Source organism: Microbulbifer sp. HZ11 (genome assembly GCF_000708675.1).
GTDB lineage: Bacteria > Pseudomonadota > Gammaproteobacteria > Pseudomonadales > Cellvibrionaceae > Microbulbifer.
Window position 1 is genome coordinate 208014 of the sequence record NZ_JELR01000001.1, and the last position, 13616, is coordinate 221629.

General features: G+C 57.5%; 14 protein-coding genes. 9 read left to right on the forward strand and 5 right to left on the reverse strand.

Translation table 11 applies throughout. The features are described 5' to 3' along the window. The first annotated feature begins 40 nt into the window (after nucleotides 1-40). The 4 genes from recJ to AU11_RS17585 are packed head-to-tail and all read left to right on the forward strand — an operon-like array spanning nucleotide 41 to nucleotide 3930. Nucleotides 41-1771, forward strand: a complete 1731-nt coding sequence (gene recJ, locus AU11_RS00875) for a single-stranded-DNA-specific exonuclease RecJ (protein WP_043315734.1) — start codon at nucleotides 41-43, stop codon at nucleotides 1769-1771. Between the two features lie 40 nt (nucleotides 1772-1811). Beyond that, the gene (locus AU11_RS00880) at nucleotides 1812-2720 is read left to right on the forward strand and encodes a DMT family transporter (RefSeq protein WP_043315736.1); all 909 of its coding nucleotides are present in this window, start codon (nucleotides 1812-1814) and stop codon (nucleotides 2718-2720) included. A 10-nt stretch (nucleotides 2721-2730) separates the two neighbouring features. Next, on the forward strand, nucleotides 2731-3363 hold the full coding sequence (locus AU11_RS00885; RefSeq protein ID WP_043315739.1) for a LysE family translocator: 633 nt from the start codon (nucleotides 2731-2733) through the stop codon (nucleotides 3361-3363). A gap of 45 nt (nucleotides 3364-3408) precedes the next feature. Then, complete coding sequence (locus tag AU11_RS17585; protein WP_051686831.1) at nucleotides 3409-3930, forward strand: hypothetical protein; 522 nt, start codon at nucleotides 3409-3411, stop codon at nucleotides 3928-3930. Nucleotides 3931-4025: 95 nt separating this feature from the next. Here AU11_RS17585 and AU11_RS00895 read toward each other — a convergent pair whose 3' ends face one another. After that, nucleotides 4026-5060 (reverse strand): pectinesterase family protein, encoded by a 1035-nt coding sequence (locus AU11_RS00895; protein WP_051686832.1) that lies wholly within the window; start codon nucleotides 5058-5060, stop codon nucleotides 4026-4028. A 356-nt stretch (nucleotides 5061-5416) separates the two neighbouring features. On the opposite strand from AU11_RS00895, the gene prfB reads away from it, so the two are divergent. Together prfB and lysS are read left to right on the forward strand one after the other, a co-directional pair. Then, nucleotides 5417-6512, forward strand: a protein-coding gene (gene prfB / locus AU11_RS00900) for a peptide chain release factor 2 (RefSeq protein WP_156035060.1) whose coding sequence is annotated in 2 segments (ribosomal slippage) — nucleotides 5417-5488 and nucleotides 5490-6512 — 1095 coding nt in all. Because the reading frame shifts where the segments join, the coding sequence is not laid out codon by codon here. Nucleotides 6513-6746: 234 nt separating this feature from the next. After that, a complete protein-coding gene (gene lysS, locus AU11_RS00905) occupies nucleotides 6747-8240 on the forward strand; it encodes a lysine--tRNA ligase (RefSeq protein WP_043315743.1) in 1494 nt (497 codons plus the stop codon). A 77-nt stretch (nucleotides 8241-8317) separates the two neighbouring features. On the opposite strand, the gene AU11_RS00910 is transcribed toward lysS, so the two are convergent. The 4 genes from AU11_RS00910 to AU11_RS00925 all read right to left on the reverse strand — a co-directional run bounded on the left by AU11_RS00910 (nucleotide 8318) and on the right by AU11_RS00925 (nucleotide 11329). Next, nucleotides 8318-9190 carry a PDZ domain-containing protein gene (locus AU11_RS00910; RefSeq protein WP_081847861.1) on the reverse strand — a complete coding sequence of 291 codons (873 nt, stop codon included), beginning with the start codon at nucleotides 9188-9190 and terminating at the stop codon, nucleotides 8318-8320. A gap of 40 nt (nucleotides 9191-9230) precedes the next feature. Further along, nucleotides 9231-9839, reverse strand: a complete 609-nt coding sequence (locus tag AU11_RS00915; RefSeq protein ID WP_051686835.1) for a TPM domain-containing protein — start codon at nucleotides 9837-9839, stop codon at nucleotides 9231-9233. 68 nt (nucleotides 9840-9907) lie between these two features. Then, nucleotides 9908-10666: a YgcG family protein gene (locus AU11_RS00920; protein WP_043315750.1), complete on the reverse strand. Its 759-nt coding sequence runs from the start codon at nucleotides 10664-10666 to the stop codon at nucleotides 9908-9910. 21 nt (nucleotides 10667-10687) lie between these two features. After that, the gene (locus AU11_RS00925) at nucleotides 10688-11329 is read right to left on the reverse strand and encodes a LemA family protein (protein ID WP_051686836.1); all 642 of its coding nucleotides are present in this window, start codon (nucleotides 11327-11329) and stop codon (nucleotides 10688-10690) included. 96 nt (nucleotides 11330-11425) lie between these two features. Here AU11_RS00925 and AU11_RS00930 point away from each other — a divergent pair, with 96 nt between their 5' ends. Genes AU11_RS00930 through AU11_RS00940 form a run of 3 tightly spaced genes read left to right on the forward strand, consistent with a single transcriptional unit; the run spans nucleotide 11426 to nucleotide 13533 of the window. Next, nucleotides 11426-11962, forward strand: coding sequence for a YaeQ family protein (locus AU11_RS00930; protein ID WP_043315753.1), 537 nt, complete (start codon nucleotides 11426-11428; stop codon nucleotides 11960-11962). 45 nt (nucleotides 11963-12007) lie between these two features. Further along, entirely contained in the window at nucleotides 12008-12490 is a 483-nt protein-coding gene (locus AU11_RS00935) for a YajQ family cyclic di-GMP-binding protein (RefSeq protein WP_043315755.1), read from the forward strand. Between the two features lie 50 nt (nucleotides 12491-12540). Further along, complete coding sequence (locus AU11_RS00940; RefSeq protein WP_156035062.1) at nucleotides 12541-13533, forward strand: hypothetical protein; 993 nt, start codon at nucleotides 12541-12543, stop codon at nucleotides 13531-13533. Nucleotides 13534-13616: the final 83 nt, after the last annotated feature.

The following is a 13616-nucleotide window of genomic DNA, read 5'->3' on the forward strand; positions in this document are numbered from 1 at the left end:
TGCGACACCGGTATCCTAGGAATCTAAGCGACCGGATGCGATGAACGCGATTATTCGACGACGGCCAGTGGATTTTTCCGCTGGCCGTTTTACGTCCTCCACCCCCGAAATTCTCCAGCGCGTATTGCTGGGCCGCGGTGTCCACAGCGACGACGCGCTGGATCACCAGCTGGCGCGCCTGCACAGCCCAATGTCCATGCGTGGCCTGGAGGCGGCGGTTGCGCTGCTTACCGACGCCATACGCGCACAACACAAAATCCTCATCATCGGTGACTTCGATGCGGATGGCGCGACAAGCAGTACCCTCGCAGTACTCGCCCTCGGCGCACTGGGCGCCGGTCCCGTGGATTTTCTCGTGCCTAATCGCTTCGAATTCGGCTACGGCCTGACCCCGGAAATCGTCGAGGTGGCGAAGGAGTACGATCCGGATCTGCTGATTACCGTGGACAACGGCATCAGCAGTATCGATGGTGTTAAGGCTGCGCGCGAAGCGGGCCTGAAAGTCATTGTCACCGACCACCATCTGCCCGGCGAAGTGCTTCCCGAGGCGGACGCCATCGTCAATCCCAACCAGCCCAATTGCGAATTCCCGAGCAAGAACCTGGCGGGTGTCGGGGTAATTTTCTATCTCCTCAGTCGTGTCAAAAGTGCACTGCAGGCGGAGGGCTGGTTTGAAGAGACCGGCGTTACACCGCCCAATATGGCGGAATATCTGGATCTGGTCGCCCTTGGCACCGTGGCCGACCTGGTGCCGCTGGATCAGAACAACCGCGTACTGGTACATCAGGGCATCGCGCGTATTCGCGCGGGCCGCTGCCGTGTGGGTATACAGGCGCTGATGGAAGTGGCCGGGCGCGATCGCAGCCGGCTTTCCACCACCGATATCGGTTTTATCCTTGGTCCGCGCATTAACGCCGCCGGGCGCCTAGACGATATTGGTACCGGTATTCGCTGTCTGTTGACCCAGGATCCGCTGGAAGCCCGGGAACTGGCAGCGGAACTCGACGGCCTGAATCGCGACCGCAAGGCCATTGAAGCGGGTATGCAGCGGGAAGCCATGGCTGCCCTGGAAAAACTGCAGCTGGCGGAAGAGGGATTGCCCTGGAGTCTGTGCCTGTACGATGGCGATTGGCACCAGGGCGTGGTGGGCATTCTCGCCAGTCGCATCAAGGAAAAGTTTCACCGCCCGGTGATCGCCTTTGCCGACGGCGATAACAATCTGGTGAAGGGGTCCGCGCGTTCTATCCCCGGTTTGCATATTCGTGATGCGCTCAGCGATGTGGCAGCGGCGCACCCGGATCTGATCAGCAAGTTTGGCGGCCATGCCATGGCCGCTGGCCTCAGCCTGCCGGCAGAAAATCTCGCGGCATTCACCGACGCGTTTGAAGTGGCTGTGCGCAGCCGCCTGAATGAATCCCAGTTGCAGGCGATTATTGAGACCGATGGTGAATTGCGGCCTCACGAATTTTCCATGGAAACCGCCGCGCTGCTGCGCGCCTGTGCGCCCTGGGGCCAGGCGTTCCCCGAGCCGGAGTTTGACGGAGAGTTTTTGATACTGCAGCAGCGCATTGTTGGCGAGCGCCATCTGAAAATGACCGTGGCACCGGTTGCCGCGCCGCAACAGGCGATCGATGCCATCGCTTTCAATATCGATACGGATTTCTGGCCTGCGCAGGTGGACAAAGTCCAGCTGGCGTACAAACTCGATATCAACGAATTCCGCGGGCGCCAGTCACTGCAGCTGATGGTCAGCCATATCAGTCCACTTTAAACCCTTGCGGGCTTATAGCTTTTAACAACTTAGAATTTATATGCATCAAAAACAAACGCGCGCAGAACTTTTGCTGTTACTGGCAGCGCTTTTCTGGGGGATCGCTTTTGTACCCCAGAAAATGGCCATGGAACACCTGCCACCACTGGCCTTCAACGCCTGGCGTTTTCTGCTGGGCGGACTGATCCTAATTCCGCTGGTGTACTGGCTGTCTTCTCGTAAGGAAATTGCCACGCCGGAAGAGGGGGCCTCGGTGAAAATGGGGTGGCGCCAGTGTCTGCCCGGCGGGGCCATTCTCGGTTTCTGGCTGTTTCTGGGGGCTGCGTTGCAGCAATGGGGTCTGGTGTATACGGGCGCCGGGCGCGCCGGGTTTATTTCCGGCATGGAAATGCTGCTGGTTTCGGTGATTGGCCTGTCCCTGGGTGTGGCGACCAACCGCTGGACCTGGGCGGGGATCGGTGTGGCCTTGATTGGCCTCTATATCCTCGGCGACTTCTCGCAAGAGTCCCAGATGATCGGGGATCTGCTGGTATTTTCCGGCGCCTTCGCGTTCGCCCTGCAGGTATTGACCGCCGATCGCCTGGTTAAGCGCTATCACGCCCTGCGACTGGCGGCCATCCAGTTTATTTTCTGCGGGCTGTTTTCGACAGTCGCATCGTTGATGATCGAGCAGGCCACGTTGCAGGGGGCCATTGATGCTGCCTGGCCCATCGCCTACATGATGATTTTCTCCACCGCTATCGCGTTTACGTTCCAGCTACTGGGACTTCGCCACGCGGCCACCTCTCACGCTACGGTGATCATGAGTCTGGAGTCGGTGTTTGCACTGATTGCCGGCTGGTTGATTTTGAGCGAGGTGTTTACCGGCCACGAACTACTGGGTTGCGGCCTGATGCTGGCGGGTATGCTGCTGAGTCGCTACGGCGCTCACGCCGGCACGCATCACTGAGTCTGCTGATATGGGCGTAGTCGACTTTTCCGTACTGGCGCTGTTTGTGCCGACCTTCTTTTTCGTATCCATTACTCCGGGGATGTGTATGACCCTGGCGCTGACCATGGGGATGGCGTTTGGGGTAAAGCGCACCCTGTGGATGATGCTGGGCGAGCTGTGTGGCGTCGCCCTGGTAGCAATTGCCGCTGTGCTGGGTATTGCGGCGTTTATGCTGAAATACCCGCAGGCCTTTCAGATCTTCAAATACTGCGGTGCCATCTATCTGGCGTATCTGGGCATACAGATGTGGCGCGCGCGGGGGCGGATGGTGTTGGTGGAATCTTCCGGCGAGGCGCCCGCGCCCGTCTCCGCATTCTCTCTGGCGTCTCAGGGGTTTGTTACCGCGGTAGCCAATCCGAAAGGCTGGGCATTTTTTATTGCCCTGTTGCCGCCGTTTATCAATCAGGCCAAGCCGCTCCTGCCACAAATGACGGTATTGCTCAGCGTGATCCTGCTGCTGGAGTTTATCTGCATGCTGATTTACGCGAGTGGTGGGCGCACTTTGAGTCGCTTGCTGCATCGGGGAGAAAATGTCAGGCTGATGAACCGGATCGCCGGTACCCTGATGTTGGGCGTAGGGGGCTGGCTCGCGCTAAGCTGAACGGGATAGAGCGTTTTGAATGGCAACAGGAAAAGGAGTGCAACAATGCGCCAGCCGTGGATTCACATGCTGTGTATGGCCCTAATGACGGTGGTGATGGCAGGCTGTGACGCCTCGCACAACAAGTCTGATGGAAGCGCCGATACATCGCCGGCGGAGGAAGTAAAAGAGATGCCCGCTGACAAGCCGGATTCTCCTTCCGGTAGTGCGCAGGGAGGTAGTGCTGACGCGGTATCTCCCGATTCCGCTACCGGCGACAGTAACCTCTGGGTGATGCAGCCCCGGGGCAATCGCCAGTGTGAGGGTGGTGGCCGTACGCTCGAAGCGAGTGCGGCGCAACTTGTGCAAAACGGCATCAAAGTACAGGAAAGTCGCTGTGCCACCCGCACCGACCGCATGTATCCCAGCGTCTGTGGCGGTGCCACCGGTGACCTGCTGGTGCATCGTATTCCTGCAAGCTTTCTCGACGCGGCTCTGGAGCTGGGTTTCGACCCCGTCAAGCCTGGCGCCTACCAGTTTGGCGATTGCCCGAAGGAGGCGTCGGGCGGAGGCTCCTCAGTCTACTGATGCCCCCGCCCTTGGCCCTTATGCGATCCATAGGTGATCCATAGCGGTAGTGGGCCTGGTGCGACTGGAAAAAGGCGCTTCACTCACGGCGTTGCTTAGAACGGCGCTTTCCAGTCTGCGAGAATCCGCTCCCTGGTATAACGCTCTGCTTCGGTCTCCGTCAGCTGCCGCCGCCGTTCATTGACCTGTGCGCCCGGGCCATGACTCTGATATTCATAAAAGCGTGCGCTCTCGGGGGGAAATACCGTGGACTTGGTGCCGTCGCGGCTGGTGCCGCGCATGGATGCCCAGCCATCGCCGGTGATGTGGTCGTCCATAAAGGTACGGATGAATACCGCAGCACCAACGGCATTCGGGTCCGCGTAGCGTCCGTCGGCGAAGGTGGTGGTAGGGTGCCAGGGGCGACCCAGCGGCGACGAATTGGCCGGAACACCATCGGCTTTCAAAAGCCGGCAATTCAGGAACACTAGGCCATATTCATTCCCGATATCGGTACTCGGTGCGGTCACGTAGCCCACGGTTTCCCGCCTGCTACCACGGGGGCGAGTGACAATATCGCTGTTCTCAAACAGCGCCTGGCCCGCCCCGAAGATAAAATCCACGTTTCCCTCGATCACGCTGTCCAGAAAATAGCTACGGCCTCCCTGTACAAACAGGGTGTCCTGGTAGCCCAGCAGACGCACGTTGCGGAAGGCGGAGCGGTCGCTGTTCAACCCGGTTTCCAGAGCCACCGCCTGGGTGCCGCTGACCTTGTCCGTGTGACCCTTCGGCAGGGCATCGGTGGTAAGGAAATCGAAGCTGTTTTCGATGGTCAGGTTTTCCGCGCGAAAGTCTGTAGCCTCGACGGTTACTGTGGCCGTGGCAAAGGTGCCCAACTTTTCACCGGAATCCGCGGGAAATCCGGGAGCGGCCATCCCGGCATAGTCACCGTAGCGTATCACCGTCTCATCGCGACCGGCGCCAACCAGGTGCACATTGGGTTTACGCACCAGCACTTTTTCATTGTAGATACCGGCGGGCAGGAAAATGGAATAGGGTGTATCGCCATCTGCGGGAGCGGCCTCGAGAGCGGATTGAAGGGAGTCAAACCGGCGTGCAGCCGAAATTTCCGAAGGCGCTATTCCTATCATTGCGTCAAATCGTGCCTCATTTGCGCAGGCGGAAAGGCTGAGCAGGGCAAGCAAGCTCAGTAAACTGGCTAGCCACTTTGATTGCCCGGTACGACATACCGTCCACGTCCACGTCCACAGTGCGGAAGGCGTGGGTTTGTATTGGGTAGGGTGGTATAGCATCTCTCAACGCTCTGAATGAAATTGGCCTGATGGTGTGTTTTTATTGGTCAGGCCATTCTATCCCCACTTGTTGTTTTCGCTCAAGCCAACTACCGTCGCCCATCTAGCGGGATCTATCACTGCGCCCCCTTATTTCCGGGCCCGTCCTGAGGTAGAATGCGCGCCCGATTTAACCGACAGAAGCCGACGCATCTATGGAAATTAATCCGCTTCTCAACCAGATGAAAGACCTCGCAGAGCGCACCGACGTTCTCAGGGGGTATCTTTGACTATGCTGGCAAGAAAGAACGCCTGACCGAAGTTGAACTGGAACTGGCCGAGCCCAGTGTCTGGGACGACCCCGACCGCGCCCAGGATCTGGGGCGTGAACGCTCCTCCCTGGAAGCCGTCGTAAAAACCATCGAAGACCTCGACGCCGGTATCAACGACAGCCGCGAGCTGCTCGATATGGCTGTGGAAGAGGACGATGAAGATTCCGTCGCCGAAGTCGCCAGCGAACTCGAAAACCTCCAGCAACAACTGGAAACCCTCGAATTCCGCCGCATGTTCTCCGGACAGACCGACCCCAACAACGCCTACCTGGACATCCAGGCCGGCTCCGGCGGCACCGAAGCCCAGGACTGGGCCGAAATGCTGCTGCGCATGTACCTGCGCTGGGGCGAAGCCCACGGCTTCAAAACCACCCTGGAAGAAGCCTCCGCTGGCGAAGTCGCCGGTATCAAAAGTGCCACCATCCACTTCCAGGGTGAATACGCCTTCGGCTGGCTGCGCACCGAAACCGGCGTGCACCGCCTCGTGCGCAAAAGCCCGTTCGACTCCGGCAACCGTCGTCACACCTCGTTCACCTCCGTCTTCGTCTCCCCGGAGATCGACGACAACATCGAAATCGAAGTGGACAAATCTCAGGTGCGCGAAGACACCTACCGCGCCTCCGGCGCCGGTGGTCAGCACGTCAACAAAACCGACTCCGCCGTACGTTTGACCCACATCGAATCCGGCATCGTCGTCGCCTGTCAGAGCGAGCGCTCCCAGCACCAAAACCGCGATAAAGCGTGGAAAATGCTGCGGGCCAAACTCTACGAACAGGAAATGCAGAAGCGCAACGCCGAAAAACAGGCGATGGAAGAAAGCAAATCCGACATCGGCTGGGGCAGCCAGATCCGCTCCTACGTACTGGACGACCAGCGCATCAAAGACCTGCGCACCAGCGTCCAGACCAGCAACTGCCAAGCAGTGTTGGATGGGGACCTGGACCAGTTTATTGAAGCGAGCTTAAAAGCAGGCTTGTAACCCAAGCATCGGGCTCCACCGGCTTACGAAGTAAAACACTTCAAAGTGAAGGCGGAGTGCCGGGTATCCCTTTTCGAAAGCGTCGGCGACATGGACGTCGCCGACGCAGCGTACAGGGATGTATTCACAGCGGTTTCGAAAAGGGATACCCGGTGCTCAGCCGCCACGGTACCTAGACAGAGCTTAGTAAAAGCTACGAAGCGCGCACCACACCCAAAAGACATGTGATAGATCATGAGCAACACACCAACTCAGCAAGACGAAAACAAACTGATCGCCGAGCGCCGCGCCAAACTGAGTGCCATGCGCGAGAAGGGCAACGCCTTCCCGAACAGCTTTCGCCGCGAACACCTCGCCGCCGACCTGCAAAAAGAGTTTGGTGAAAAGACCAAGGAAGAATTGGAAAGCGAAGGCAACACCGCCTGCGTCGCCGGCCGTATCCTCGCCAAACGCGGCCCTTTCATGGTCATCCAGGACGTCTCCGACCGCATCCAGCTGTACGCCGACAAAACCGCACAGAAAGATATCAAAGAGCGCTGGGGCACCTGGGACATTGGCGACATCGTCGGCGTCAAAGGCACGCTGCACAAATCCGGCAAAGGCGACCTCTACGTCAACTGCGAAGAGTACAGCCTGCTCACCAAAGCTCTGCGTCCACTGCCGGAAAAATTCCACGGTATCGCCGACCAGGAAATGCGTTACCGCCAGCGCTACGTAGACCTGATTGCCACCCCGGAGTCCCGCGACGTCTTCCGTATCCGCTCCGAAGTCATCAGCTACATCCGCAGCTACCTCAACAACAACCACTTCATGGAAGTGGAAACCCCCATGTTGCAGGTCATTCCCGGCGGCGCCACTGCGCGTCCGTTCGTTACCCACCACAATGCGCTCGACATCGACATGTACCTGCGCATCGCACCGGAGCTGTACCTCAAGCGCCTGGTGGTCGGTGGCTTCGAACGCGTCTACGAGATCAACCGCAACTTCCGTAACGAAGGTCTGTCCACCCGTCACAATCCCGAATTTACCATGCTCGAGTTCTACCAGGCGTACGCGGACTACAACGACCTGATGGACCTGACCGAAAACATGATTCGCGGCATCTGCACCGACGTACTGGGCAGCACCACCGTTCAGTATCAGGACAGCAGCTACGACTTTGCCAAGCCGTTCGACCGTATCAGCGTTTTCGATTCCATCCTGAAGTACAACCCGGAACTGAAAGCGTCCGATATCGACAATATCGAAAGCGCGAAGAAAGTAGCAGAAGGCCTGGATATTCCGCTGAAGGATATCTGGGGTCTTGGCAAGATTCAGATCGAAATCTTCGAGAAAACCGTCGAGCATCGCCTGGACCAGCCGACATTTATCACCGAATACCCGACCGAGGTGTCACCGCTGGCGCGCCGTAACGACGACAACCCGTTCGTCACCGACCGCTTCGAGTTCTTCGTCGGTGGCCGCGAGATTGCCAACGGCTTCTCCGAGCTGAATGACGCCGAAGACCAGGCCGAGCGCTTCAAGGCCCAGGTGGCCGAGAAAGATGCCGGTGACGACGAAGCCATGCACTACGACGCCGACTATATCCGCGCACTGGAGTACGGCCTGCCGCCCACCGCTGGTGAGGGTATTGGTATTGACCGCCTGGTAATGCTGCTCACCAACTCGCCATCCATCCGCGACGTGCTGCTGTTCCCGCATATGCGCCCGGAAGCGTCCGCTGAATAACGGTTTATAGAAGCAAAGCGGATTAAAAAGGGCGATGGCTTCGCAGCCATCGCCCTTTTTTGTGTGGTCCGGGTCGCTTATCCGCGAATGCCCAGGGGCCCCGCGGGCAAGTAAATCGTTTCTGTCGACGAGCTGCCCTGACGCTGAACCTCGACCGCCACCGACTCTCCCGGTTTGGCCTGGTAAACCTGCGTGCGCAGATCCCCCATATGAAATACACGCTTGTTGTTGTAGCGGATTATTTTGTCGCCCGGCCTTAGTCCTGCCTCGTAAGCCGGGGCCGAGTCCACAAGGTCGCCAATTTCCAATTCCGTACGACCGCCATAGGCATTGAGATACTGCTCAAATTCTTCTGTGCTCAATTCCTGCTCAAAAACCCGGCGCGGATTGCTGTAGGTCTGAAGCTTTTCCTGCAGCTCTTTTGCGCGGTCCGAGCGCTTATCCTGAAGATGGTGATACTCGTAACTGTACTGCATCTGCTCGTATTGCAGGCGCTCCTGCTTTTCCACAATAGCCGTCGCCCGGCCGTGACTGAAGCCGGCGTCCACCAGTTGTTGCACCTGATTTTGTCGTTGCCGTTCGAAACGATTTCTGATGCGTTGCGAGCGGTTGGGTTCTGGGGCTGGCTGAACATCGGCGCTTTCCATGACCACGCTCGCGTGGCGGGTCTGTGGCGGCTCGGACTCAGGATCGAGTCTGGCGCTCAACTCGTTGACCAGGTCGAGAAGTTGCCCCTGGATTTTCAGCGTTTGATCCAGGGTGCGCTCCAGAGTCGCCAGGCGGGTTTCCACGCTTTGCGGACTTTCTGAGGGGGGAGTGGAAGTGTCCGCGCTGGCCTCGGTATCGGCACCGAGAGGGAGCCAGTGTGTGGCTGCGCTGCCGATGATCAATAGCAGTACCACTGTGACGGGGACCCGGTATCTGTGAAGGGGGTGAACGTTAGACTGCATGGGGACACTCGTGAACTTCTAGTTTGCCGTGTGTAGCTGATTATAGAAGTACCAGATGGTTGGGCAGCTCGTTCTTGATTACTGTGGCGGGTGCCGCTTCCTGCAACAGCTCGCCACACTTCTCGACACAGTGCACAAAAGCTTCGCCAGTTTTGCCTTTTTTGACCTCGTGGATAAAGTTTTCCACGATCTCCTGCCATGTCTCATTGGTGATCTGCTCGGCCAGCCCGCGGTCGGCGAGAATTTCTACGTAGTGTTCCGCTTGCGACACGAAAATGAGTAGACCCAGACGGTCCTTGGTGCTGTGCAGCTCGTGCTCCAGAAACTGGCGGCGGGCGAGGTTGGCGGCGCGCCAGAATTTAACCTTCTTGGGAACCAGCCACATGGTGAGGGGGCGCCAGCGAAACAGTACCGCGAGGACGATAAACAGTATCCATTGCAGGGTAAACGCCTGCTGGTACTCGATCCACCAGGGTAAAAACTGCATGAGCGGTGCAGTGAGCAGTGCGATAAAGGCCGCCCACAGGGTGGATATGTAAAGGTAGTTATCGGACTGGCGTGCCAGTACCGTTACCACCTCCGCATCCGTCGTGGATTCCACAGCCTTGATGGTGTCTGCAAGCTGGCGTCTTTCCTGCGCATTTAGCATGTGTATAGCCGCTCGTGAATTATTCCCGTTGTAATCGAGGTATGGGGTTGCGGGTGTGCCGGTGCAGTTTACCAGCCACCGGACGCGCCACCACCGCCGAAGCCGCCACCTCCGCCACCGAAGCCGCCACCAAAACCGCCCGAGCCTCCGCCGCCATAGCCTCCGAAACCGCCACCGCCGTAATAGCCGCCGTAGCGACCGCGCCGGTATCTGTTGCTGCCGGTGGGTGCCCCCAATGCTGAAGATCCAAAGATCTGCAGCATCACAAACAGCAGAAATACCCCGACAAGCAGTGCCAGCTGACGGTTGTCGTTGGAATCGGTGCTTTCGGCAACATATTCGTTGTTGATCGCTGCAATGATTGAGTCGACGCCAGCGACAATTCCGCCATCAAAATTACCATTGCGAAATTGAGGCAGAATTTTGGTATGAATGATGTTTGAGGAGAGGGCATCAGTAAGGGCCCCTTCCAGACCGTAGCCCACCTCGATACGCACTTTGCGCTCAGCCGGAGCCACAATCAGCAGTACACCGTTATCCTTGTCTTTTTGCCCAATCTTCCAGTGACGGCCTAACTGGTAGCCATATTCCTCGATGGTCAGGCCCTGTAGGTCCGGCAAAGTCACCACCACTATCTGGTTGCTGGTGGTTTTCTCCTGCTGTTGCAGGCGCTCAGTGAGCTGGTATCGAGTGCTTTGGCTAAGCAGGTTCGCATTGTCCACTACCCGGCCAGACAGGGGCGGAAACTGGATGTTCGCCACCGCAGTTGCCGCCCACAACAGAGTAGGGCACAGGAGTAGTAGAAGGGCGATCCGCCGGATCGTCATAAACAGGCCCCGTGGTCGAGATTACTGGAAGTCGACTTCCGGTGCTTTGTCGGCACCTTCCGAGGTGGCTTCAAAGGTGTCGCGTAGGGGCATGTCGCTGTACAGAACGGTATGCCAGATTCGCCCAGGAAAGGTGCGAATCTCGCGGTTGTAGCGCTCTACGGCGGCGATATAATCGCGGCGGGCTACGCTGATGCGGTTTTCGGTGCCCTCCAGCTGTGACTGCAGTGCCAGGAAGTTCTGGTTGGCTTTGAGGTCCGGGTAGCGCTCAACCACCACCATCAGGCGGGACAGGGCGCTACTCAGCTGTGACTGGGCCGCCTCAAACTGTTGCAGCTTCGCCGGATCATTGATGATGTTTGAGTCGACTTGCATGGAGTTGACCTTGGCGCGTGCTTCGGTGACGGCCTCCAGCGTCTCTTTTTCATGGGCGGCGTAAGCCTTGACTGTTTTCACCAGATTGGGAATCAGGTCTGCCCGGCGCTGGTACTGGTTCTGCACCTGGGCCCAGTTGGCTTTCACATTTTCATCGTAGGTGGGAATGTTATTGATACCGCAGCCGCTCAGCCCGAAAGCAATCAGAATAGTGAGCAGCAGTTGCCAGGGGCGAGAGCCAGAATGTGAGGTATTTTTCTGGCGCAATCTTGTTGTAGGTGCGTTCATTCCTTCCATCCCTGTGGGTTTCGAACCAGACAATAATAGTCTTCAATCCGGTGGATCCGCGCAAGATCTTTCCGGAGGAAGCGATAGAGAGTAGTAATGGCACTTAAAGCGACTATCTTCAAGGCCCGGTTACAGATTGCTGATATGGATCGGGACTACTATGCCGAGCACGTCCTGACTTTGGCGCGCCATCCATCAGAGACCGATGAGCGCATGATGATTCGGCTACTGGCGTTTGCCCTGAATGGAAATGATCAAATGGCCTTTACCCGTGGGCTTTCCAGTGATGAGGAGGCTGATTTGTGGCAGCACAGCCTGAGTGGCGAAATTGAGCATTGGATTGAGGTGGGAGTCCCTGCAGAAGAGCGGGTGCGCAAGGCTTGCGGTCGGGCCCGGCGAGCAACCATTTACGCCTACGGGCAGCGTATGGCACCGGTGTGGTGGCAGAAGATGGAGGCAGCCAGTGCGCGCTTTGACAACCTGCGGGTATTCTTTTTACCTGCAGAGCAGTGCGCGGAACTGGCTTCTTTGGCGGAGCGAAATATGGAGCTCACCGCCACTATCCAGGATGGGCAGCTTTGGCTGGCCAGTGAGAACCACACGGTGGAGGTCCAGCCTCAGCGCTGGAAATAATGTAGCAATCCCGCGGGGCGCGGGACTTTTTGAGTGGAGATAACGATGCCTTCTTTTGACATAGTTTCTGAAGTCGATAAACACCAGCTGACTAATGCGGTGGATCAGGTAAACCGCACCATTACCAACCGGTTTGATTTCAAGGGAGTGGATGCGGAAGTAGAGATGAGCGAGTTCTCTCTGACACTCAGGGCGGAGTCCGATATGCAGGTCAATCAGATGGTCGATATGCTGCGCGCCGCGCTGATCAAGTGCAATATTGATCCTCTGGCAATGGAGGTGGGCGAAGAGGAGCAGTCCGGCAAACAGGTGAAAGTCGGTGTGACCCTGAAAAATGGTCTCGACAAAGATCTGTCAAAAAAGATCGTTAAGATCATCAAGGAAGAGAAACTGAAGGTGCAGGCGGCGATTCAGGGTGACTCTGTCCGGGTTACCGGTAAGAAACGCGACGACCTGCAGCAAGTCATTGCCATGTTGCGGGGTAAGGAGCTGGAGCAGCCGCTGCAGTTCAATAACTTCCGCGATTAAATTTGGGAGATTGCTCCTTGGAGGGTGGCGATCTCAACGAGGAGAATCCCTTGAAGATCTCGACCCTATTCAAAGGCCTGTGTCTGATACTTGTCGCATCGAGTGCACAGGGAAAACCTCTGCCCGGACAGCGAATTCCTGTTTTGCCTGCGCAACTGCTCGATGCCTGGTGGATCGATGGTAGTGAAGGGCTGGATATTTCCGGCCTTGGCTTTTGCCATGGTGAACTGCTTGCGGTTGCGGATAAGTCTTCCGAACGGGTGTATCGCCTCAAGCCGCACCCGGGGCAGACCAGTACCGCTCTGGAAACCTGGGCATCGTTTTCTCGCCCTTCGTTACCCGATGATCAGCCGGTCACAGTAAAAGCGCGTGCACTCCACTATGCGAGTGTGCCGCTAAGCATGGACTTTGAGGGCGTAACCTGCGATGCCAGTGCGACTTACCTGTTGAGCGAGCGCCACAATCGTATCGCGCGATTGGATATTGCCAGCAAGCAGGCGCATTGGCTGCCTCAGCGCTGGTCTGAAGCTGCAAAAGCACAGGGGTATCTGCAGGTGGACAACGCGGAGAGCGAGGGACTGGTAAAGGCCAAAGACGATTTCTGGGTTGCGCTGGAGCGACAGCCGAGGGGGTTGCTCCGGCTAACACCTGGGGAGCCTGAGGGTAGGGCGTTTTACTCCCTGCCAGAGGTGCCTGACCTGGATTTCCGTGGCCGGTCTGAGGACCTGACGGCATTGGCCTTTTTCGATGGTGCGCTGTTTACCCTGGAGCGCAATGCATTTGCGGTTTGTCGGCGGGATCTCCAGAGTCTCCGTGCCGAGTGGTGTGTTCAATACCGGGATGTGGAAGAGGGGCCTGAGTACGTTTATCAGGAAACCCGCTTTGGCAAAGGTGAGGGTTTGGCGATCAATGATCAAGGTATGTATGTAGTACTGGATAACAATGGTGTGGCCCGTGCGGCAGACCCGGAAGATAATCGCGGCCTGTTATTGCGCTTGGCATTCCCTGATAATGCCGCATATCGAGATGCCGTAACGAATTAGCGAAGTTTGAGTTTGTCGGATTCTTCACTGGCGATATTGTTAAAAGAGGTTCGCGCCTGCTGCTTATGCGAGGCCAATCTGCC

Bases quoted from the DNA above. Each gene is read 5' to 3' on its own strand.
- recJ (WP_043315734.1), top strand. From the start codon at position 41: ATGAACGCGATTATTCGACGACGGCCAGTGGATTTTTCCGCTGGCCGT.
- AU11_RS00880 (WP_043315736.1), top strand. From the start codon at position 1,812: ATGCATCAAAAACAAACGCGCGCAGAACTTTTGCTGTTACTGGCAGCG.
- AU11_RS00885 (WP_043315739.1), top strand. From the start codon at position 2,731: ATGGGCGTAGTCGACTTTTCCGTACTGGCGCTGTTTGTGCCGACCTTC.
- AU11_RS17585 (WP_051686831.1), top strand. From the start codon at position 3,409: ATGCGCCAGCCGTGGATTCACATGCTGTGTATGGCCCTAATGACGGTG.
- AU11_RS00895 (WP_051686832.1), bottom strand. From the start codon at position 5,060: ATGATAGGAATAGCGCCTTCGGAAATTTCGGCTGCACGCCGGTTTGAC.
- lysS (WP_043315743.1), top strand. From the start codon at position 6,747: ATGAGCAACACACCAACTCAGCAAGACGAAAACAAACTGATCGCCGAG.
- AU11_RS00910 (WP_081847861.1), bottom strand. From the start codon at position 9,190: ATGCAGTCTAACGTTCACCCCCTTCACAGATACCGGGTCCCCGTCACA.
- AU11_RS00915 (WP_051686835.1), bottom strand. From the start codon at position 9,839: ATGCTAAATGCGCAGGAAAGACGCCAGCTTGCAGACACCATCAAGGCT.
- AU11_RS00920 (WP_043315750.1), bottom strand. From the start codon at position 10,666: ATGACGATCCGGCGGATCGCCCTTCTACTACTCCTGTGCCCTACTCTG.
- AU11_RS00925 (WP_051686836.1), bottom strand. From the start codon at position 11,329: ATGAACGCACCTACAACAAGATTGCGCCAGAAAAATACCTCACATTCT.
- AU11_RS00930 (WP_043315753.1), top strand. From the start codon at position 11,426: ATGGCACTTAAAGCGACTATCTTCAAGGCCCGGTTACAGATTGCTGAT.
- AU11_RS00935 (WP_043315755.1), top strand. From the start codon at position 12,008: ATGCCTTCTTTTGACATAGTTTCTGAAGTCGATAAACACCAGCTGACT.